Below are 20,620 nucleotides of genomic sequence, written 5' to 3' on the forward strand. Positions count from 1 at the left end.
CCTACTCACCCACCGCGTCGAGCCTGCGCAGGCCTTGCTTGTAGATCGCGCTGTTCTCCAGGTACTTGGCCACGATGCCCGACGTCATGTCCTCGGGGACGACGTGGCCCTCGCGCACCCGGGCGGGCACGCCGAGCGCCATGGCGCGGGCGGGCAGGAAGCCGTTGAACGACATCACCGCGCCCGCGCCCAGCACTGCGCCGTCCTCGACGACCGATCCGTTGAGCAGCACCGACCCGGAGGCGATGAGGCAGCGGTCGCCCACGGTGGCGCCCTCGACGTGGACGTTGTGGCCGAGCACGCAGTCGGCGCCGATGCGCACCGGGTGGAACTCGGTGCAGTGCACCACCGTGCCGTCCTGCACCGACGTGCGCTCCCCGACCTCGATGGTGCCGTAGTCGCCGCGCAGCACCGCCTGCGGCCACACCGACACCCCCGCGCGCAGGGTGACCGCGCCGATGACGGTGGCGTCGGGGTGGACGTAGGCGTCCGGGTGGATGTCGGGGGTCAGGTCGCCGAGGGCGTAGACGGGCACTGCTGCTCCTGCGGGGTGAGGTCCTTCGCGAGGTGGATCGACTGCGGCGCCCCGGCGTAGTACCCGAACGGGGTCGTCGCGGTGTAGCCGGAGGTGGCGTAGAGGCGCACCGCTTCCGGCTGCGGTTCCCCGGTCTCCAGCACGACCCGGGTGCGGCCCGCGGCGAGCGCGGCCCGCTCCAGCTCAGCCAGCAGGGCCCTGGCCAGGCCGAGGCCGCGCGCGGCGGGGGTGACGTACATGCGCTTGACCTCCACCGCGTCGTCGCCGTACGTGCGCCACCCGCCGCTGGCGACCGGGCGGCCGTCGAGGTAGGCGACGAGGAACAGGCCGCGCGGCGGGGCGAACTCGGCCGGGTCGACGGGGCTGCCGTCCTGCTCGCCGTAGCGGACCACGTACTCCTGCTGGACCTCCGCGACGAGCAGCGCGGAGTCGGGGTGGTCGTAGGGGCGGACGCGGATGTCGGTGGAGCTCGGCACGGCCCGATTGTCGCTCAGCGCCAGTGCTGCCAGCCCGCGGGACCCGCGTAGGGCGCCCCGTCGACGGTGACGGCGGGCCCGCTCGCGGCGGGCCTGCCGACGGTGCCGACCACCCGCCAGCCGTCCGGGACGGCCTGCGGGCCGGGGAAGGTGGCGGCGAGGGCGTGGTCCTCGCCGCCGGTGAGCACCCAGCCCCGCGGGTCGCCGCCGAGCGCGGAGGCCACGTCGAGCAGCCGCTGGTGCACCTCGACGAGGTCGGTGCGCACGTCGACCGACACCCCGGAGGCGGTGGCGACGTGGCCGAGGTCGGCGAGCAGGCCGTCGGAGACGTCGACCATGGCGGTGGCGCCCGCGTCGGCGGCCTGCGGGCCCGCGGCGTAGGGCGGTTCGGGGGCGCGGTGGGCGGCCACCACGTTGACCGGGGAGCGGAAGCCGCGCTTGAGCACGGCCAGCCCGGCGGCGCTCCAGCCCAGCCTGCCCGCGATGGCCACCACGTCACCGGGTCTGGCCCCGGAGCGGGTCACCGGGTCGCGCCCGCGCAGCTCGCCCAGGGCCGTGACGGAGATCACCACAGTGGGCGCGGAGGTCATGTCGCCGCCGACGACGCCCACCTTGGCCCGGTTCGCCTCCTGCCACATGCCCGCGGTGATCCGGTCGAGCACCGACGCCCTGGTGGTCGGCGGGCACGCGATGCCGACCAGCACACCGGTGGGGACCGCGCCCATGGCGGCCACGTCCGCGAGGTTGACCGCCACCGCCTTGTGCCCGACGTGCTCGGGGTCGGACCAGTCGAACCGGAAGTGCACGCCCTCCACCAGCACGTCCGTGCTGGCCACCACCCGGCCGTCGGCCGCGCTCACCACCGCGGCGTCGTCGCCGGGGCCCAGCAGCGTGGCCGCCGGGTGCGCCCGGCCCGCGGTGAGCCGCCCGATCACCCCGAACTCGCCGAGGTCGGCCACCGTCTCCTGCTCGCCCGGCGTGTCCGGTCGCACCCTGGTCCTCCGATCACCGACAGTCTGGCGTCCCACTGGTGGACTTCCCACCACCGCGGCCCACGGCGACCCGGTCTGGGGTACGTTGCTGACACGTTCTCACCAGCCCACACCTAGCCGCGAAGGGGCGCGCCGTGGTCCACGCATACATCCTGATCCAGACCGAGGTGGGCAAGGCGGCCACCGTCGCCGGTGAGATCTCCGGCCTGGCGGGTGTCACGACCGCCGAGGACGTCACCGGTCCCTACGACGTGATCGTCCGCGCCGAGGCCGACAACGTCGACCAGCTCGGCCAGCTCGTCGTCGCCAACATCCAGAACGTCGACGGGATCACCCGCACCCTGACCTGCCCCGTGGTGCACATCTGACCCGTGGTCCACTGGGCCGGTGACCACACCGCCCGACGCCGACACCCCCACAACGCCCCCGGTCCAGGGCCTGCCCCGCCGCGCGGTCACCACCGCCGCGGTCCTGGTCGTCCTGCTCCTGGTCGGCGTCGTGGTCGCCAGCCGCTTCCTCGGTCCCGGTGACACCTCCACCGCGACCCCCACCTCCGCACCCCCGCGCACCGGCCCCGTGGGCCTGGTCCCCGTGGAGGCCCCCGCGGCCGGGTCGACGGCGTGCACGTCCCTGGTCACCGAGCTGAACGGCGCCCTGCCCAGCAACGGCAAGACCCTGGACCGCCTCCCCCTCGCCGACCCCGCCCCCACGGGCGCGGTGGCCTGGGGCGATCGCACCGGCGACCCCGTCGTCCTGCGCTGCGGCCTGAACAAGCCACCCGAGCTGACCCCGACCTCCCAGCTGCGGGTCATCTCCGGCGTCCAGTGGCTCCCCGTGGAAGGCGACGGCGCCACCACCTGGTTCGCCGTCGACCGGGGCGTCTACGTGGCACTCACCCTGCCCGACGGGGTGGGCACCGGCCCGGTGCAGACCGTGTCCGAGATCGTGGGCCGCGTCCTCCCCGCCCAACCCGTCACCCCCTGACTCCCCCGAAGGGCCCAGCCTCACCCCAACCCCGCAGCCGGGGGTTCCTTCGCTTCGCCCACAACGCAACCCCCACCGCCAGCCCGGCTACGCCCCTGCCGGAAGAAGCGGTCTTTGCCCACAACGCCACCACCCCCACAACCGGCGGCCCGGCTACGGAGGTGCTCGATGCGGTGGTCTTGTTTGGCCGGGGAAGGCGATCATGTGCTACCCACGACCGGGGGGTGGGGCCGAAGGCCTCACCTTTCCCCCACCCCAAGCACATGATCGCCGCAGGGGCCCCGACCAAACAGGACCACCGCATCGAGCCAGCCGGAAAACGACCGGGCTCTACCAACGCCGAAGCCGAAGGCGAGGCGAGCAAGCCCCCGCAGCAAGCCCCCGCCCGCCACGATCAGCGCAACCCGGTCCCCCGAGCCAGCGCCGTGTCCACCAGCGTCGCCAGCAGCGTCGGGTAGTCCACCCCGGTCACCGACCACATCTTCGGGTAGGCGGACGTGGGCGTGAAGCCGGGCATCGTGTTGACCTCGTTGATGGTCAGCTCCCCGCCCTCCCCCACGAAGAAGTCCACCCTGGCCAGGCCCTGGCAGTCCAGGGCGGTGAAGGCGCGGATCGCCATCTCGCGCAGGGCGGCGGCGACCTCGTCGTCGAGCTTGGCGGGGATGTCGAGCTCGACGGAGTCGTCGACGTACTTGGCGTCGAAGTCGTACCACTCGACCCGCTCGTCGAGGATGCGGACCTCGGCGGGGGCGGAGGCCTCGACGCGGCCGTCGGGGAACTCCAGGACGCCGCACTCGACCTCGCGGCCGACCACGGCGGCCTCGATGAGGACCTTGGGGTCGACCGCGCGGGCGGTGGCGATGGCGGCGTCCAGGTCGGACCAGTCGGAGACCTTGGTGATGCCGGTGGACGAGCCCGCGCGGGAGGGCTTGACGAACACCGGCAGGCCCAGGTGGTCGCGCTCGGCGGGGGTCAGGGTGGTGGCGGTGCGGCGCAGCTCGACGAACCGGCCCACCGGCAGGCCCTCGGCGGCGAGCAGCTTCTTGGTGAAGCCCTTGTCCATCGCGACCGCGCTGGCCAGCACGCCGGGGCCGACGTAGGGGACGCCGACCATCTCCAGCAGGCCCTGGATGGTGCCGTCCTCGCCGTAGGCGCCGTGCAGCAGCGGGAACACCACGTCCACCTCGCTGAGCACCTCGCCCTCGCGGCCCGGTTCCAGGGCGACCAGGCCCACCGACCCGGGGTCGGCGGGCAGGGTCAGCGCGGTGCCGGAGGTGACCGAGGGCAGCGTGCGGTCCTCGATGCGCAGGGTGGTGGGGTCCGCCGGGCCGAGCACCCAGCGGCCCTCGGGGGTGATGCCCACCGGGACCACCTCGAAGCGGCCGCCCGCCAGGTTGCCGAGGACGCCCGCCGCGGACAGGCAGGACACCACGTGCTCGGTGGAGCGGCCGCCGAAGACGACCGCGACCCGGATCTGAGAGCTGGCCATGGTCTGGACCCTACCGGGCGCCCCGGCGCCCCCCGGAACGCGCGCGGGCCGCGCCCCCGGTGGTGGGGGCGCGGCCCGGGCGGGCGGGGCGGGTCAGGCGGGCAGGGCCATCTGCATCACGACGTCGTTGCTCGGCGCCTGCGAGCCGCCGGTGGGCTCGACGGTGACGCCGACGTTGTCGGCCGCGCCGACGCCGGAGGTGTCGAGCAGGGTCGCGTGGCCCGCGTCGTCCGGCGAGATCAGCCCGATCGAGCGCGGCGCGCCGTCGCCCATCAGCCACACCTGGTAGGTCTTGCCGCTGGGCGCCGAGGGCACGTTGCCCGCCAGCAGCAGCACCTGGCCGCGCTCGCGGGAGACGACCACGGTGCCGTTGATCCCGGAGGTGGTGGTGCCGGTGACGACCTTGGCGTCGGTGGCCGACAGCAGCTCGGAGACCGCGGCGGCCTGCTGCTGGGTGGAGTCGAGCTGGTTGGTGTTGCGGACCAGCAGCACCCCCAGCGACACCGCGACCACGAGCAGGACCGCGGCGGCGATGCCGAACAGCTTCGTGGCCAGCGGCGCCGCGCGCAGCTGCTGCTTGCGCTCGCGCAGGGCGGACAGGTCGTCCAGCGGCGGCAGCTGGCGGACCTCGGCGATGCGGGCGAGCACGGCGGCCTTGAGCTCCGGCGGCGGGGGCTCGTGGGCGGCCTCGCCCAGCCGGGTCGCGGTGGCCTGCAGCTCGCGCACCTCCTGCGCGCAGGCCTCGCAGTCGGCCAGGTGGCGCTCGAACTCGGCGCGCTCGGCCTCCGGGATGGCGTTGAGGGCGTAGGCCCCGGTCAGAGCGTGGATGTCGGCGGTCATCGGGCCACCCCCAGGCAGTCGCGCATGCGGATCAGGCCGTCGCGCAGGCGGGTCTTGATGGTGCCGAGAGGGGTGTCCAGCAGCTCGGACACCTCCCGGTAGGTCAGTCCGCGGTAGTAGGCCAGTTCGACCGACTCCCGCTGCAGGTCGGTGAGCGTGGCCAGGCAGCGCCGGACCTGCTCGTGCTCAAGGCGGGTGCTGACCACCTCGGACACCTCGTCGAACTCCCGGGTGGCCTCGCGCCGGTGCGCCTTGTCCTCCCGGTCGGTGGCGGCCTGCGCCGAGCGGACCCGGTCCACCGCGCGCCGGTGGGCCATGGTCATCACCCAGGTCATCCCGCTGCCCCGGTCGGGGGTGTAGCGGGCGGCGGTGCGCCACAGCTCCAGCAGCACCTCCTGGGTGACCTCCTCGGACTGGGCCGGGTCGCGCACGATCCGCTTGACCAGGCCGAACACCGGCCCGCTGACCAGGTCGTAGAGCCGCTCGAAGGCCGCCTCGTCGCCGCGGGCGACCTGCTGGAGCAGCCCCCCCGCGTCGGGCGGGGCGACCGGGGCGACCTCCCGCTCACCTGCGATGTGACGCAGTCGTTCCGCCATGTGCACCTGCTCCCGTGGTCCGCGCGCGGGATGGGTCCGCGGCGCCTGGCCTTTCCGCCACCGTTGGTTCGGACCGGTGGCCCCGGTGGATTGCCCCGCGCCCGCCGCCCGGGTCCCACCCCGTGGGCGCGGTTGCACCGCGCCCAGCCTGGCTGGTTGGCTCTCCCCGTGTCCAGCCGCGCCCTCGCCACCACCGGGTACTCCGCGACCCCGGGTGCGCGCGCGTGCTGTCGCCGCCGGTGATCCGCCCCATCCCAGGCCGCACCCGCAGCACGCACCCCCGCGAGGACACCACCATGTTCGCCGTGCCCGCAGGCACCACCGCCACGCCCGGCTCGCTCCTGGGCGCCCACCCCGTCCGGGTCGCCACCGCCGTCGCCGCCGACCGCGCCGCCTGGGCGCACCTGCTGCGCTACGACCCCGACCAGCGGTTCACCGCCCTGGTCGAGCGCACCGCCGAGCAGGAGGTGTGGCTGATGGGCTGGTTGCCAGGCCAGGCCACCGACCTGCACGACCACGCGGGCAGCACCGGGGCGTTCACCGTCGTCTCGGGGGTGCTCACCGAGTCGGTGGCGCGCACCGGGCGCACGGGCGAGGCCGTGCACGCCCTGGTCGCGGGCCAGTCCCGGGTGTTCGGACCGGGCTACGTCCACCAGGTGCGCAACGCCGGGCCGGACCCCGCGGTGAGCATCCACGTCTACCGCGCGGCCCGGCCCGAGATGGGCCACTACCGGCTGGACCCGCTCACCGGTCCGCAACCCGTGTGACGTGCGACGGAACCACCCAACCGGGTGACAGGTCGGCGGCGGGGACGGGTTCGCCCGCGACCAGCGCCAGCGGCACGTGCCCGGCCCACGCCCGGTCGGCGGCGACGTCGTCCTCGTCGTCGACGGGTCCGCCCGCGCGCACCTTCACCGCCGCCTCGGCCAGGTCGACCGCGAGCACGGCGGTCGCGGCCAACTCCTTGCGCGAGGGCTGGCGTGCGTGGTCCCAGGAGCCGGGGGTCAGGTGCTCGGTGATGGCGCGCAGGCCCGCCAGCTTCTCCGCCTCGTCGGTGACAGGCACGGCGGTGCCGTGCACGACCGCCGAGCGGTAGTTCATCGAGTGGTGGAACACCGAGCGCGCGTAGACCAGGCCGTCGAGGACGGTGACGGCCAGGCAGACCTCGACGCCGGACGCGGCGGTGCGCAGGCTGAGCGCGCCGGTGGACCCGTGCAGGTAGAGGGTGTCGTCGACGCGCCCGTAGCCGGTGGGCAGGACGAGGGGGGCACCGCGGACCACGGTGGACAGGTGGCAGACGTACCCGGCGTCGAGCACGGCGTGCAGCTGAGCGCGGTCGGCGACCGCCCGCTTCGCGCCGCGGCGGACGGTGGAGCGCTCGGTGGGCGACAGGGGCTGCTGGTGGGCTGCTGTGGTCACCCCACCAGCATCAACGAGCAGGTGGCATCCTGGTATGGCCACAGCCAGCAGAATCCAGGAGGCCACTTTGCCAGACACGCCCGCGCTCCCGGTGGAGCTGGACCGCGCCTCGCCCACCCCGCTGGCGGTGCAGCTGGCCGAGCAGCTGCGCGCCTTCGCCGCCGACGGCACGCTGCGCAGCGGTGACCGGCTGCCCTCGACCCGCGCGCTGGCCGCCCAGCTGTCGGTGAGCCGGACGGTGACGGCCGCGGCCTACGAGCAGCTGCACGCCGAGGGCTGGATCACCGGCAAGCACGGCTCGGGCACCTACGTCACCACCGCGCCGCCCGGGTCCCCCGCCGACCGCCCGCGCCCGCAGCGCGCCGCCGCGGGCCCGCCCGCCGCGGTGGACCTGCGGCCGGGCGCGCCGTGGGTGGAGGGCCTGGACCGCGCGGCGTGGCGCCGGGCGTGGCGGGGCGCCGCGGACGTCCCTCTGCTGGAGCGCCACCAGCGGGCCGGGGTCCCGGCCTACCGGGCGGCGGTCGCCGAGCACCTGCTGCGGCACCGTGGCCTGCGGGTCAGCGGCTTCGACGACCACCACGGCGGTGAGGCGGTGCTGGCCACCGGCGGCACCACCGCGGCGGTGTTCGAGCTGGCCAGCGCCGTCCTGCGGCCGGGGGACGTGGTGGCGGTGGAGGACCCCGGCTACCAGCGCGCGGTGGCGACGTTCCAGGCGGCGGGGATGCGCGTGGTGCCGGTGCCGGTCGACCGCGACGGCCTGCTGGTCGACGCCGTCCCGCCGGGCACCCGGGCGGTGTACTGCTCGCCCGCGCACCAGTACCCGCTGGGCCAGCGCATGTCCGCCACCCGCAGGGTCGAGCTGGTCGAGCGGGCCCGCCGCGAGTCCTGGCTGGTGGTCGAGGACGACTACGACGGCGAGCTGCGCTACGACGTCGCCCCGCTGCCGCTGCTGGCCGCCATGGCCCCCGACGTGGTCGTGCACCTGGGCACCACCAGCAAGATCCTCACCCCCGTCCTCGGCGTCGGCTGGATGGTCGGCCCCGGCCCGGTCATCACCACCGTCCTGGAGCACCGCGACGACACCGGCACCACCCCCTCCGCTGCGGGCCAGCTCGTCCTCGTCGAACTCGCCCGCAACGGCGACCTCGGCCGCCACCTCCGCAAGCTCCGCCGGGAGCTCTCCGACCGCCGCGCCGCCCTCGTCACCGCCCTCCACCAAGCCCACCTCCCCACCCTCGGCGACGACGCGGGCGCCCACATCGTCATCCCCCTCCCCCACCCCGCGGCCGAGCGCGCCGTCATCGAAGCGGGCCGCCACCGCGCCCTCCAGCTCGACGGCCTGGCCCGCCACCACCAGGGCCCCGCCCGCACCGCGGGCCTCGCCATCGGCTACGCCGCCGCCACCCGCGCCCAGTTCACCGCCGCCATCCCCACCCTGGTCGACCTCCTGAGCACCGCCCTGACCTGACCCCCAAGCCCCTGTCCCCCACCACCCCGGCTACGCCCCTGCCGGAAGAAGCGGTCTTTGCCCACAACGCCACCACCCCCACAACCGGCGGCCCGGCTACGGAGGTGCTCGATGCGGTGGTCTTGTTTGGCCGGGGAAGGCGATCATGTGGTACCCACGACCGGGGGGTGGGGCCGAAGGCCTCACCTTTCCCCCACCCCAAGCACATGATCGCCGCAGGGGCCCCGGCCAAACAGGACCACCGCATCGAGCCGCCAACAAACGACCGGGCTCTTCACAGCCGCCGAAGCCGAAGGCGAGGCGAGCAAGCCCCCGCCACAAACCACCTACCACAAACCCCCCGCAAGCAGCGGATTCCATCCACAGCCCCCAGGGATCCCCCGATTTCCATCCTCCTCCACCCCACCGACATCCCCGGCGCAACGACCGGGAGTTGTCCACAGCCCCAGGGAAGCCACGGCGCAGGGCCGTGCCCAAGTCACGCCCGCAAGGCGCGCAGCACGTCGGCGACGAGGTCTTCCGGGTCCTCGCAGCCGCAGGAGAAACGCACCAGGCCCTCGGGGACCGGGTCGCCCCACTGGGCGCGGCGGTCGGCGGAGGAGTGCAGGCCGCCGAAGCTCGTGGCGGCGGCGACGAGCCGGGCGGCGCCCAGGAACCCGGCGACCGCGGCGGCGGACTCCAGCTCGAAGGTGAGGACACCGCCGAAGCGGCGCATCTGGGTGCGGGCGGTGGGGTGGGCGGGGTCGGCGGCGGCGCCGGGCCAGCGCAGGCCGCGGACGCGGGGGTGGTCGCGCAGGGCGCGGTAGAGGGCGGCGGCGTTCTCGGCCTGGCGGGTGAGGCGCAGGTCGAGGGTGCCGAGGCCGCGGTGGGCGAGCCAGGTCTCCAGGGGGCCGGGGACGGCGCCGGAGGCGGTGCGCTCGGCGCGGAGCCTGGCGAGCAGGGCGACGTCGCGGGTGGTGGTGTGGCCGAGCAGGACGTCGCTGTGGCCGGAGAGGGCCTTGGTGTCGCTGGCGACGACGACATCGGCGCCGAGGTCGAGGGGGAGCTGGCCGAGGGGGGTGGCGGTGGTGTTGTCGACGGCGAGCAGCGCGCCCTCGGCGTGCGCGAGCTCGGCGACGGCGGCGATGTCGCAGACGTCCAGGCCGGGGTTGGACGGGGTCTCGACGAGCACGAGGCGGGCCCCGCGCACGTGGGAGGCGTCCCAGTCCGCGGCGGTGGGCACCAGCCGCAGGTCCAGGTCCAGGGCGGACATGTGCTCCCGCACGTACGCGCGGGCCAGGTAGTACCCGTCCGAGGGGAGCACGACGGTGTCCCCGGCGCGCAGGGTCACCCGCAGCAGCGCGGAGATGGCGGCCATGCCCGTGGCGTAGACGACGCACTCGCCGCCGTCGAGCGAGCCGATGGCCGACTCCAGCGCCCGCCAGGTGGGGTTGGTGGCCCGGCCGTAGAAGTCCGCCGCGTCGCCGAGGTGGTAGGGCGCGGCCAGCACGGGTTGCGGCACCAGCGGGGCGCCCGGCTCGGCGGCGGGCTCCCCGGCGTGCACGCACCGCGTTCCGTCGCCCGAGGGGGTGGTGGTCATGGCTCGCTCCGATCCCGCGGCATCCGGGGCACCCGACCCGCCGCGCACCCGGTGCGCGCCGCCGCCGCAAGGGTAGGCGCCGCCGGGCCGCCGGTCGGCGCCGACCGGCGGCGCGGCGGGGTCAGCGCTCGCGTTCCGGCTTGGTCTTGCGGCCGATGAGGGCGCCCGCCATCTCCCGGGGGTCGAACCCGTCGTGGCAGACCCGGTGGACCACCTCGGTGATGGGCATCTCGACGCCGTGGCGCAGGGCCAGCTCGCGGATCGAGGAGCAGGACTTGACGCCCTCGGCCACCTGGCCCGCCGCGGCGGCCTGGGCCTGGGCCATGGTCTCGCCGCGGCCGAGGCGGGCGCCGAAGGTGCGGTTGCGCGACAGCGGGGACGAGCAGGTGGCCACCAGGTCGCCCAGGCCCGCCAGGCCCGCGAAGGTGAGGGGGTCGGCGCCCAGGGCCGCGCCCAGCCGGGAGGTCTCGGCCAGGCCGCGGGTGATGAGGGTGGCCAGGGTGTTGGCGCCGAAGCCGAGCCCGTCGGCCATGCCGCAGGACAGGGCGATGACGTTCTTGCAGGCGCCGCCCAGCTCGCAGCCCACCACGTCGGTGATGGTGTACGGGCGGAAGTAGCCGGTGGTGCACGCGCGTTGCAGGGCCACGGCGCGCTCGTGGTCGGCGCAGGCGATGACGGTCGCGGTGGGCTGCTCGGCGCCGATCTCCTTGGCCAGGTTCGGCCCGGACACGACGGCGATGCGGTCCGCCCCCGCCCCGGTCACGTCGGCGATGACCTCGCTCATCCGCTTGAGCGTGCCCAGCTCCACGCCCTTGGCCAGGCTCACCAGCGTGGCCCCCGGGTCGATCAGGCTGCGCCAGGAGGTCAGGTTGTGCCGCACGGTCTGGCTGGGGATGCCCAGCACCACCGTGCCCGCACCCTCCAGCGCCCGCCGCGGGTCCGATGTGGACGTCAGGGTGGCGGGCAGCCGCACCCCGGGCAGGTAGTCGGCGTTCTCCCGGTCCCCGGCGATGGCCTCGGCCAGGTCGCCCCGGCGCGCCCACAGCACCACCCGCTGCCCGGCGTCGGCCATGACCTTGGCGAACGCCGTGCCCCAGGACCCCGCGCCGAGCACGGCGATGTGCTCACCCACGGCTCAGCCCGCCGCCTCGTCGCGGTCGGTGTCCGCGGCGGCCCGGGAGCGGGCGGCCGGGTTGAAGAACTCCGCGGGCGGGCGCTCGCCGCGCACCTCGGCGAGCAGGTCGCGCACCTCGGTCATCATGAGGTCGGTGACCTCGCGCAGCAGCGCCGCGGTCTGCGGCTTGCCCCGGTAGGCCGACAGGTCGACCGGGTCGCCGAGCACGGTGACGACCGGCTTGCGGGGGAACGGGCGGAACTTCTTGGTGTAGCCGTTCCAGATGTCGTTGGTGCCCCACCGCGCGGCCGGGATGACCGGCACGTCGTTCTCCAGCGCGAGCCGGGCGGCGCCGGTGCGGGCGCGCATGGGCCAGCCCGTCGGGTCCTTGGTGATGGTGCCCTCGGGGTAGATGAGCACGACCTTGCCCTCGCGCAGGGCGGCGTGCGCGGCGCGCAGGCTGTCGGCGGCCACGGCGGACCCCCGGTAGACCGGGATGCCGCCGGAGCCAGCGAGGATGCGGCCGAAGACGGGGACCTTGAACAGGCTGTCCTTGGCCATGAACCGCGGCACCCGCCGGTTGCGGTGCACGAACACCGCGTCGTTGGGCGGGTCCAGGTGCGACACGTGGTTCATCACCAGCAGCGCCCCACCGGTGGCGGGCAGCTTCTCCACGCCGCGGTAGTCGCGCTTGCCCAGCCAGCTCAGCGGGTAGAAGAACGACGCCGCCGCCCAGACCCAGAACCCGCTCGGTTCCCGCTCGCCCAACTCCGGTCCTCCTCCGTGCGTCCGTGGCCCGCAAGTCTCCCCTCCCCCGGCCCCGCGGGTCCAGACGGGGTGCCCTGGCACGATCGGGGCGTGGGTGGAGCACAGGGCAGCGGGCGACCGGTCGACCTCGTGGTGCCCGTCAAGCACCTGGACCGGGCCAAGTCCCGGCTGCGCGGCGCCGTCCCCGGCGGCCACCGGGCCCACCTCGCGCTGGTGGGCGCCGTCGTCGCCGACACCGTCGCCGCCGCCACCACCGCCGCCCGCCGCGTCCTGGTGGTGTGCGAGGACCCCCGCGTCGTGGACCTGCTCGCCCCGACCGGGGCCGACTGCGTGGTCGAGGTGGGCCTGCCCGGCCTCAACGCCGCCCTGTCCTTCGGCGCGGCCAAGCTCCGCGCCGACGACCCCGGCTCGGTGGTCGGCGCGCTCCAGGCCGACCTGCCCGCGGTGTCCCCGGCCGACCTGCGCTCCGCGTTCGACGAGGCCGCCGGGCGCCGGGCGTTCGTGCCCGACCGGCCGGGCACGGGGACGGCGCTGCTGCTGTCCGGCGCGGGTCGGCGGCTGTTCCCGCGCTTCGGGCCGGGGTCGGCGGCGGCGCACGGCGCGGACGCGGTGGCGGTGGGGTGGGGGCTGGCGGGGTTGCGGTGCGACGTGGACACGGCCGAGGACCTGGCCGCCGCGGTGGCGCTGGGGGTCGGGGCGCGGACGGGCGCGGTCGTCGGGGGCGGGGCCGCTGGTGGGGAGGGGGCGGGGTGAGAATTCACCGCGCGTTCGTCGTGGGACGGGCCAACCGGGGGTTCTTGCTGGACAATGGGGTGCCGTGAGCACTGACAGCAGCCAGAGCACGGAGTCCGGGGTCCCGGTCGAGGGGTCGGGCGAGGGGCGGTCGGTGCCCTCGGCACCGCCCGCGGTGACCGCGCCCGCGGTGGCGGAGACGGACCTGCCCGACGACCGGTACTTCAACCGGGAGCTGTCCTGGTTGGACTTCAACGCGCGGGTGCTGGCGCTGGCCGAGGACGAGTCGCAGCCGCTGCTGGAGCGGGCCAAGTTCCTGGCGATCTTCGCCTCGAACCTCGACGAGTTCTACATGGTGCGGGTGGCCGGGCTCAAGCGGCGGAACGAGACGGGGCTGTCGGTGCGCAGCGCGGACGGGCTGACCCCGCGCGAGCAGCTGGCGTACATCGCCAAGCGCAACCAGGAGCTGGTGGAGCAGCACTCGCGGACGTTCTCCGAGCGGGTGCGCCCGGAGCTGGCCGAGCGCGGCATCCGGATCGCGGCCTGGTCGGAGCTGACCGAGGAGGAGCGCACCCGGCTGTCGAACTACTTCCGGGACCAGGTGTTCCCGGTGCTGACGCCGCTGGCGGTCGACCCGGCGCACCCGTTCCCCTACATCTCCGGGCTGTCGCTGAACCTGGCCGTGACCGTGCGCGACCCCGAGGGCGGCACGGAGCGCTTCGCCAGGGTCAAGGTGCCCGACAACGTGCCCAGGCTGGTGCCGATCGACCGCAGCGCCGACGAGCGGGTGGCGATCTTCCTGCCGCTGGAGGAGCTGATCGCCGCCCACCTCGGCGCGCTGTTCACCGGCATGGACGTCACCGAGGTGCACGCCTTCCGGGTCACCCGCAACGCCGACCTGGAGGTCGAGGAGGACCGCGACGAGGACCTGCTGCAGGCCCTGGAGCGCGAGCTGGCCCAGCGCCGGTTCGGCCCGTCGGTGCGCCTGGAGGTCTCCGACGACATGAGCGAGCACATGCTGGAGCTGCTGCTGCGCGAGCTGGAGGTGCACCCCAACGACGTCGTGGTGGTGCAGGGGCTGCTCGACCTCACCTTCCTCTGGCAGGTCTACGGCGTGGACCGCAAGGAGCTCAAGGACCCGCCGTTCGTGCCCGCCACCCACCCGGCGTTCGGCGAGCGGGAGACGCCCAAGAGCGTGTTCGCGACCCTGCGCGAGGGCGACGTGCTCGTCCACCACCCCTACGACTCGTTCTCCACCAGCGTGCAGCGGTTCGTGGAGCAGGCCGCGAGCGACCCGCACGTGCTGGCCATCAAGCAGACCCTCTACCGCACCTCCGGCGACTCCCCGATCGTCGACGCGCTGATCGACGCGGCCGAGGCGGGCAAGCAGGTGGTGGCGCTGGTCGAGCTCAAGGCGCGGTTCGACGAGCAGGCCAACATCAAGTGGGCGCGGGCGCTGGAGAAGGCGGGGGTGCACGTCGTCTACGGGCTGGTGGGGCTCAAGACGCACTGCAAGACCGCGCTGGTGGTGCGCCAGGAGGGCTCGACGATCCGCCGGTACTGCCACATCGGGACCGGCAACTACAACCCCAAGACCGCCCGGCTCTACGAGGACGTCGGCCTGCTCACCGCCGACCCGGGCATCTGCGCCGACCTGACCGACCTGTTCAACGTGCTCACCGGCTACGCCCGCCAGGACGAGTACCGCAGCCTGCTGGTGGCCCCCTACGGGGTGCGGCGCGGGATCGTCGAGCGGATCGAGGCCGAGGTCGAGCACCAGCGCGCCGGGCGCGCCGCGGGCGTGCGCATCAAGGTGAACTCCCTGGTGGACGAGCAGGTGATCGACGCGCTGTACCGGGCGTCGCAGGCCGGGGTGCCGGTGGACGTGGTGGTGCGCGGCATCTGCGCGCTCAAGCCGGGGGTGGCGGGGCTGTCGGACAACATCCGGGTGCGCTCGATCCTGGGCCGGTTCCTGGAGCACTCGCGCATCTTCACCTTCGCCGGGTCCGGGGAGCACTGGATCGGCAGCGCGGACATGATGCACCGCAACCTCGACCGCCGGGTGGAGGTGCAGGTGCGGGTCACCGACAAGCGGCTGACCCGGCAGCTGGACGAGATCTTCGAGTCGGCGCTGGACCCGGCGACCCGCTGCTGGGTGCTGTCGGCCACCGGGGACTGGGAGCCCTCGCCCGCCGGGGAGTCGACGGTGCGCGACCACCAGACCCAGACGCTGCTCAAGCACAAGGCCCTCGGCTGACCGATGGCCGCGCACATCCGCGCCGCCGGGGCGGTGCTGTGGCGCCGGGCCCGCGGTGGACCCGAGGTGGCGGTGGTGCACCGCCCGCGCTACGACGACTGGAGCCTGCCCAAGGGCAAGCTCGACAAGGGTGAGACGACCATCGCCGCCGCGGCCAGGGAGGTGGCCGAGGAAACCGGCAGCGGGTGCGCCCTGGCGGGCCACCTGGGCCGGGTCGAGTACGCGGTGGCGGGCGTGGACAAGGTGGTGGACTACTTCTCCGCCCGCGCCACCACCGGCTCGTTCGAGGTCAACGACGAGGTCGACGAGCTGCGCTGGTTGCCCCCGGCGGCGGCGGCCGGGCTGCTGACCTACCCGCACGACCGCGGCGTGCTCGACCGGTTCACCGCGCTGGGGCAGGACGTGGTGACGCTGCTGCTGGTGCGGCACGCGCACGCGGGCAAGAAGGAGCTGTGGGACGGCCCGGACGCGCAGCGCCCGCTGTCGGAGACGGGGAAGCGGCAGACGCGGGCCCTCACGCGCCTGCTGCCGCTGTTCCACCCGTCGGCGGTGCACGCGGTCCCCAAGGTGCGCTGCGAGGCGACCGTGGCGCCGCTGGCGGGGTTGCTGGGGCTGCCCGTGGCGGCCGAGCCCGCGCTCGCCGAGGGCGCCCCGCTGCGGCGCGCGGTGGCGCGGGTGCGGGAGCTGGCGCGGGCGGGCAGTGCGCCGGTGGTGTGCGGCCAGGGCGGGGTGATCCCGGACCTGCTGGCGGAGCTGGCGGACGGGACGGGCGTCGCGGTGGACCGCCGGTGCCGCAAGGGCAGCGTGTGGGTGCTGTCGTTCACCCGCTCCGCGCGGTTGGTGGGCGCGCATTACGCGGCGCCCTGATCCGCGGTCGCGGTGGCGGTTTTTCGCCGCGGCGCGGTGGTGCGGCGGGATTCGACGGGAGCGGTTGTGCGCCCCCGGTGCGGGAAGCGGTCGCGCGGTTCCGCACCGGGGTGAGCGCTTTTCCGGAGCAGATTCTCCGGATTGGTTGGGGTGCGGGCATTTCCCCGAACCCCGGAACGGGTCCCCTTCCGCGGCACGCGGAAAGGCGTTCACCACGTCCGCGCGGTGGCGGCAACCGGGTCACCACGACCGCTGACCCCAGCGGGACCCGCCTCCGGATCCCCTGCGCGGCCCCGTGATCACCCCCCAGCGAGCCCTGGAGCGCCCGCACTCCCACCCCTGGGGTGGGAGCACCCCGGACGCGCGAGAGCCCCGCACGGGGGAAGCGTGCGGGGCTCTCGCGGGGTTCCTCGTCCTCGGGACCGGCCGCCAACTACTTCTTGGGGGTGGTCTTGCGGGCCGCGGAGGTGGTCTTGCGGGCGGTCGTGGTCTTGCGGGCCGCCGAGGTGGTCTTCGCCGCCGCGGCCTTGGGGGCCGCCTTGGTGGTGGTGCGCTTGGCCGCGGTGGTCTTCGCCGCCGCGGGCTTGGCCGCGGTGGTCTTGGCCGCCGTCGTCTTGGCCGCGGTGGTCTTCGGCGCCGCGGCGGTCTTGGCCGTGGTGCTGCGGGTCCGCGTCGTGGTGGCCTTCGCCGTGGTGGCGGGCTTGGCCGCCGCCGCGCGGGTGCGCGTGGTGGTCGCGCGCGTGGTCGCCGCAGGCTTCGCCGCGGTGGCGCGGGTCCGCGTGGTGGTGGTGCCCGCCGCCGCGCGGGTCGAGGTGGCGCGGGTCGTGGTGCCCGCCGCCGCGCGCGCGGTGGTCTTGGCGGCCGTGACCTTGGGCAGCTTCTTGGTGCCGCTCACGACCTCCTTGAAGTGCGTCCCGGCGCGGAAGGCGGGGACGTTGGTCTTCTTCACCTTCACCGTCTCGCCGGTGCGCGGGTTGCGCGCGGTGCGGGCGGCGCGGGCGCGCTTCTCGAACACGCCGAACCCGGTGATGTTGACCTTCTCGCCCTTGTTGACCGTGCGGACGATGACGTCGACGAGACCGTCGACCGCGGCACCGGCCGCCTTCTTGTCGCCCAGGCGCTCGGTCAGCGCCTCGATGAGTTGGGCCTTGTTCACCCTTCAGTCCTCCGTGAGAGAGCCATGTTGCCGTTTACGACCCAATCGAGCCGACTTCTCGCCAAGATAGGCCTAAATGCGCGCGATTTCCACGCGACGCGCCCTGAATTTTCCTTGGCTGCCCCGATCCGCCGCCACCGGGGGGCGGTTCGGGGGCCGTTCAGGGGGTCGCGCGGTGGCGTCCCGGAGGGGCGTTGGGGCCCTTGCGAAGGGTTCCCGGGGGTGTCCGGATCCCCCGTCCAGCAGGGGGATCCGGACACCCGCTCAGGCGGTGGGCAGGGGGGTGGTCACCGGCTTCCACACTGGCCTGGCCTGCTCAAACGCGTCGATCAGGTCCTCGTGGCGCAGGGTCAGGGAGATGTCGTCGAGGCCCTCAAGCAGCCGCCAGCGGGTGTAGTCGTCCACGAAGAACCGGCAGGTGAAGTCCTTGGCGCTGATGGCCTTCTCCCGGAGGTCGACCGTGACCTGCGTCCCAGGCTCGGATTCGAGCAGCTTCCACAGCTGCTCGACGTCGGACTGCTCGCACTGGGCGGCCACCAGGCCCTGCTTGCCCGCGTTGCCCCGGAAGATGTCGGCGAACCGGCTGGAGACGACCACCCGGAAGCCGTAGTCCGACAGCGCCCAGACGGCGTGCTCGCGGGAGGAGCCGGTGCCGAAGTCGGGGCCCGCGACGAGCACGCTGCCCGCCCGGTAGGGCTCCTGGTTGAGCACGAAGTGCTCGTCGGAGCGCCAGGCGGCGAACAGCCCGTCCTCGAACCCGGTCCGCGAGACCCGCTTGAGGTAGACCGCCGGGATGATCTGGTCCGTGTCCACGTTGGAGCGGCGCAGGGGCACCCCGACGCCGGTGTGGGTGGTGAACGGCTTCATGTCGGCAGCGCTCCTCAGTTCGCGCCCGCGCCCGCGGTGGCGGGCGCGGCGAGGTCGTCGGGGGAGGACAGGGTGCCGCGCACGGCGGTCGCGGCGGCGACCAGCGGGGACACCAGGTGGGTGCGCCCGCCCTTGCCCTGGCGGCCCTCGAAGTTGCGGTTCGATGTGGACGCGCTGCGCTCACCGGGGGCCAGCTGGTCGGGGTTCATGCCCAGGCACATGGAGCAACCGGCCTGCCGCCACTCGGCGCCCGCGTCGAGGAAGACCTCGTGCAGGCCCTCGGACTCGGCCTGCGCGCGCACCCGCATCGAGCCGGGCACCACCAGCATCCGCACGCCCTCGGCGACCCGGCGCCCGCGCAGCACGTCGGCGGCCGCGCGCAGGTCCTCGATCCGGCCGTTGGTGCAGGAGCCGAGGAAGACGGTGTCGACGCCGATCTCGCGCAGCGGGGTGCCCGGGACCAGGTCCATGTACGCCAGCGCCTTCTCGGCGGCCACGCGCTCGTTCTCGTCGGCGATCTGCTCCGGGTCGGGCACCCGGTCGCCCAGCGGCAGGCCCTGCCCGGGGTTGGTGCCCCAGGTGACGAACGGGGTCAGCGCGTCGGCGTCGACGGTGACCTCGGCGTCGAACACCGCGTCGTCGTCGGTGCGCAGCTCCCGCCACGCCGCGACGGCGGCGTCCCAGTCGGCGCCGGTGGGGGCGTGCGGGCGGCCCTGGAGGTAGTCGAAGGTCGTCTGGTCGGGGGCGATCATCCCGGCCCGCGCGCCCGCCTCGATCGACATGTTGCACACCGTCATCCGGGCTTCCATCGACAGCGCCTCGATGGCCGGGCCCCGGTACTCCAGGACGTAGCCCTGGCCGCCGCCGGTGCCGATCTTGGCGATCACGGCGAGGATGACGTCCTTGGCGGTGACCCCGGGGCGAAGCGCGCCGGTGACGTTGACCGCCATCGTCTTGAACGGCTTGAGCGGCAGCGTCTGGGTGGCGAGCACGTGCTCGACCTCCGAGGTGCCGATGCCGAAGGCCAGCGCGCCGAACGCGCCGTGGGTGGAGGTGTGGCTGTCGCCGCACACCACCGTCGTGCCCGGCTGCGTCAGGCCGAGCTGCGGCCCGACCACGTGCACGATGCCCTGCTCCGCGTCGCCCATCGGGTGCAGCCGCACGCCGAACTCGGCGCAGTTGCGGCGCAGGGTGTCGACCTGGGTGCGCGAGACCGGGTCGGCGATCGGGAGATCGATCCCAACCGTCGGGACGTTGTGGTCCTCGGTCGCTATCGTCAGGTCGGGCCTGCGCACGGGGCGCCCGGCGAGCCGCAGTCCGTCGAACGCCTGCGGGCTGGTCACCTCGTGCACGAGGTGCAGGTCGATGTAGAGCAGGTCAGGTTCGGCGCCGTCGCCACGACGCACCACGTGCTGGTCCCACACCTTCTCGGCGAGCGTTTTGCCCATCGCCCATCACTCAGCTTCCCACAGACTGGACTTCCCACATAACGGGAAAGTAGTATCGAGACGTGGGACAGCATAGCGGCATCGGAGTTCTGGACAAGGCAATGGCCGTCTTGCAGGCCGTGGCCAAGGAGCCCTGCGGGCTGGCGGAGTTGTGCACCAAGACCGGGTTGCCCCGGGCGACGGCGCACCGGCTGGCCGTGGGGCTGGAGGTGCACCGCCTGCTGCGGCGCGGCACCGACGGCCGCTGGCGGCCGGGCGCGGCGCTGGCGGAGCTGGCGGGCGGGGCCACCGACCCGCTGCTGGACGCGGCGACGGCGGTGCTGCCGCGGCTGCGCGACCGCACGGGCGAGAGCGTGCAGCTCTACCGCCGCGACGGCCTGCACCGGGTCTGCGTGTGCTCGGCGGAGCCGCCGAGCGGGCTGCGCGACACCGTGCCGGTGGGCGCCCGGCTGCCGATGACGGCGGGGTCGGGCGCGAAGGTGCTGGCCGCCTGGTCCGACCCGGCCACCCAGCGCAGCCTGCTGGCCGACGCGGTCTTCGGCGAGCGCGCCCTGCTGGAGGTCCGCCGCCGCGGCTGGGCGCAGAGCGTCGCCGAGCGCGAGCCCGGCGTCGCCAGCGTCAGCGCCCCCGTCCGCGACGCCCAGGGCCAGGTCGTCGCCGCCGTCAGCGTCTCCGGTCCCATCGACCGCATGGGCCGCCGCCCCGGCGCCCGCTGGGCCGCCGACCTCCTGGCCGCCGCCGACGCCCTCCAAAACCGCCTCTAGCCCCCTCCCCACCCCTCCGACCCCACCACTCCGCCACTCCGCACCGACCCGGGTGCGAGCGGCCTCCGGCCGCAAAGCACCGCCCCTGGCCGAGCCGGACCGACCCCGGGTGCGAGCGGCCTCCGGCCGCAAAGCACCGGGAATTGCGTCGCGGGCCCGGCTGGGTGGTTGTGCTTGGTCGGGGCCCCTACGGCGATCATGTGCTGTCGGGCGGGAAAAGGCGGGCTGAAAAGACGCCCGCCCGTCCCGTTTGGGTAGCACATGATCGC

At 74.5% G+C, this 20,620-nt stretch carries 21 protein-coding genes; 8 read left to right on the plus strand and 13 right to left on the minus strand.

Annotated elements, in window-relative coordinates:
• Position 1: 1 nt before the first annotated feature.
• The 3 genes from BJP25_RS20750 to BJP25_RS20760 are packed head-to-tail and all read right to left on the minus strand — an operon-like array spanning position 2 to position 2,003.
• Entirely contained in the window at positions 2–535 is a 534-nt protein-coding gene (locus BJP25_RS20750) for a gamma carbonic anhydrase family protein (protein ID WP_075976653.1), read from the minus strand.
• Positions 508–1,011 (minus strand): GNAT family N-acetyltransferase, encoded by a 504-nt coding sequence (locus BJP25_RS20755; protein ID WP_075976654.1) that lies wholly within the window; start codon positions 1,009–1,011, stop codon positions 508–510. The genes BJP25_RS20750 and BJP25_RS20755 overlap by 28 nt, the downstream gene beginning before the upstream one ends.
• Positions 1,012–1,025: 14 nt before the next feature.
• The gene (locus BJP25_RS20760) at positions 1,026–2,003 is read right to left on the minus strand and encodes a thiamine-phosphate kinase (protein ID WP_075976655.1); all 978 of its coding nucleotides are present in this window, start codon (positions 2,001–2,003) and stop codon (positions 1,026–1,028) included.
• Positions 2,004–2,137: 134 nt separating this feature from the next.
• Here BJP25_RS20760 and BJP25_RS20765 point away from each other — a divergent pair, with 134 nt between their 5' ends.
• Entirely contained in the window at positions 2,138–2,371 is a 234-nt protein-coding gene (locus tag BJP25_RS20765; protein ID WP_075976656.1) for an Lrp/AsnC ligand binding domain-containing protein, read from the plus strand.
• A 19-nt stretch (positions 2,372–2,390) separates the two neighbouring features.
• On the plus strand, positions 2,391–2,987 hold the full coding sequence (locus tag BJP25_RS20770; protein WP_075976657.1) for a DUF3515 domain-containing protein: 597 nt from the start codon (positions 2,391–2,393) through the stop codon (positions 2,985–2,987).
• 394 nt (positions 2,988–3,381) lie between these two features.
• On the opposite strand, the gene BJP25_RS20775 is transcribed toward BJP25_RS20770, so the two are convergent.
• From BJP25_RS20775 to BJP25_RS20785, 3 genes are all read right to left on the minus strand, one after another.
• Positions 3,382–4,476, minus strand: a complete 1,095-nt coding sequence (locus BJP25_RS20775; protein WP_075976658.1) for a D-alanine--D-alanine ligase family protein — start codon at positions 4,474–4,476, stop codon at positions 3,382–3,384.
• Between the two features lie 93 nt (positions 4,477–4,569).
• Positions 4,570–5,316: an anti-sigma factor gene (locus BJP25_RS20780; protein WP_075976659.1), complete on the minus strand. Its 747-nt coding sequence runs from the start codon at positions 5,314–5,316 to the stop codon at positions 4,570–4,572.
• A complete protein-coding gene (locus BJP25_RS20785; protein ID WP_075976660.1) occupies positions 5,313–5,912 on the minus strand; it encodes a sigma-70 family RNA polymerase sigma factor in 600 nt (199 codons plus the stop codon). The genes BJP25_RS20780 and BJP25_RS20785 overlap by 4 nt, the downstream gene beginning before the upstream one ends.
• Before the next feature lie 296 nt (positions 5,913–6,208).
• On the opposite strand from BJP25_RS20785, the gene BJP25_RS20790 reads away from it, so the two are divergent.
• Complete coding sequence (locus BJP25_RS20790) at positions 6,209–6,679, plus strand: cysteine dioxygenase (protein WP_075976744.1); 471 nt, start codon at positions 6,209–6,211, stop codon at positions 6,677–6,679.
• Here BJP25_RS20790 and BJP25_RS20795 read toward each other — a convergent pair.
• Entirely contained in the window at positions 6,657–7,331 is a 675-nt protein-coding gene (locus tag BJP25_RS20795; protein WP_084794279.1) for a pyridoxamine 5'-phosphate oxidase family protein, read from the minus strand. The genes BJP25_RS20790 and BJP25_RS20795 overlap by 23 nt on opposite strands.
• A 34-nt stretch (positions 7,332–7,365) precedes the next feature.
• Here BJP25_RS20795 and pdxR point away from each other — a divergent pair, with 34 nt between their 5' ends.
• Positions 7,366–8,799 (plus strand): MocR-like pyridoxine biosynthesis transcription factor PdxR, encoded by a 1,434-nt coding sequence (pdxR, locus tag BJP25_RS20800; RefSeq protein WP_075976661.1) that lies wholly within the window; start codon positions 7,366–7,368, stop codon positions 8,797–8,799.
• Positions 8,800–9,277: 478 nt separating this feature from the next.
• Here pdxR and BJP25_RS20805 read toward each other — a convergent pair whose 3' ends face one another.
• The 3 genes from BJP25_RS20805 to BJP25_RS20815 form a co-directional block, all read right to left on the minus strand.
• Positions 9,278–10,378 (minus strand): cystathionine gamma-lyase, encoded by a 1,101-nt coding sequence (locus tag BJP25_RS20805; protein WP_075976662.1) that lies wholly within the window; start codon positions 10,376–10,378, stop codon positions 9,278–9,280.
• Between the two features lie 121 nt (positions 10,379–10,499).
• The gene (locus BJP25_RS20810) at positions 10,500–11,450 is read right to left on the minus strand and encodes an NAD(P)H-dependent glycerol-3-phosphate dehydrogenase (protein WP_233158188.1); all 951 of its coding nucleotides are present in this window, start codon (positions 11,448–11,450) and stop codon (positions 10,500–10,502) included.
• 63 nt (positions 11,451–11,513) lie between these two features.
• On the minus strand, positions 11,514–12,260 hold the full coding sequence (locus BJP25_RS20815; protein ID WP_084794281.1) for a lysophospholipid acyltransferase family protein: 747 nt from the start codon (positions 12,258–12,260) through the stop codon (positions 11,514–11,516).
• 90 nt (positions 12,261–12,350) lie between these two features.
• Between BJP25_RS20815 and cofC the strand changes: the two genes are divergently transcribed.
• The 3 genes from cofC (at position 12,351) to BJP25_RS20830 (ending at position 16,116) form a co-directional block, all read left to right on the plus strand.
• Positions 12,351–13,013 (plus strand): 2-phospho-L-lactate guanylyltransferase, encoded by a 663-nt coding sequence (gene cofC / locus BJP25_RS20820; protein ID WP_075976664.1) that lies wholly within the window; start codon positions 12,351–12,353, stop codon positions 13,011–13,013.
• A 133-nt stretch (positions 13,014–13,146) separates the two neighbouring features.
• Positions 13,147–15,249 (plus strand): RNA degradosome polyphosphate kinase, encoded by a 2,103-nt coding sequence (locus BJP25_RS20825; RefSeq protein WP_075976746.1) that lies wholly within the window; start codon positions 13,147–13,149, stop codon positions 15,247–15,249.
• Positions 15,250–15,252: 3 nt separating this feature from the next.
• The gene (locus BJP25_RS20830) at positions 15,253–16,116 is read left to right on the plus strand and encodes an NUDIX hydrolase (protein WP_075976665.1); all 864 of its coding nucleotides are present in this window, start codon (positions 15,253–15,255) and stop codon (positions 16,114–16,116) included.
• 433 nt (positions 16,117–16,549) lie between these two features.
• Here BJP25_RS20830 and BJP25_RS20835 read toward each other — a convergent pair whose 3' ends face one another.
• The 3 genes from BJP25_RS20835 to leuC all read right to left on the minus strand — a co-directional run bounded on the left by BJP25_RS20835 (position 16,550) and on the right by leuC (position 19,587).
• Positions 16,550–17,272 (minus strand): HU family DNA-binding protein, encoded by a 723-nt coding sequence (locus BJP25_RS20835; protein ID WP_075976666.1) that lies wholly within the window; start codon positions 17,270–17,272, stop codon positions 16,550–16,552.
• 264 nt (positions 17,273–17,536) lie between these two features.
• The gene (leuD, locus tag BJP25_RS20840; RefSeq protein WP_075976667.1) at positions 17,537–18,139 is read right to left on the minus strand and encodes a 3-isopropylmalate dehydratase small subunit; all 603 of its coding nucleotides are present in this window, start codon (positions 18,137–18,139) and stop codon (positions 17,537–17,539) included.
• 14 nt (positions 18,140–18,153) lie between these two features.
• Positions 18,154–19,587 (minus strand): 3-isopropylmalate dehydratase large subunit, encoded by a 1,434-nt coding sequence (gene leuC / locus BJP25_RS20845; RefSeq protein ID WP_075976668.1) that lies wholly within the window; start codon positions 19,585–19,587, stop codon positions 18,154–18,156.
• Between the two features lie 62 nt (positions 19,588–19,649).
• Here leuC and BJP25_RS20850 point away from each other — a divergent pair, with 62 nt between their 5' ends.
• Complete coding sequence (locus tag BJP25_RS20850) at positions 19,650–20,351, plus strand: IclR family transcriptional regulator (RefSeq protein WP_198943566.1); 702 nt, start codon at positions 19,650–19,652, stop codon at positions 20,349–20,351.
• The last annotated feature ends 269 nt before the right edge of the window (positions 20,352–20,620 follow it).

It is taken from the genome of Actinokineospora bangkokensis (genome assembly GCF_001940455.1).
GTDB lineage: Bacteria > Actinomycetota > Actinomycetes > Mycobacteriales > Pseudonocardiaceae > Actinokineospora > Actinokineospora bangkokensis.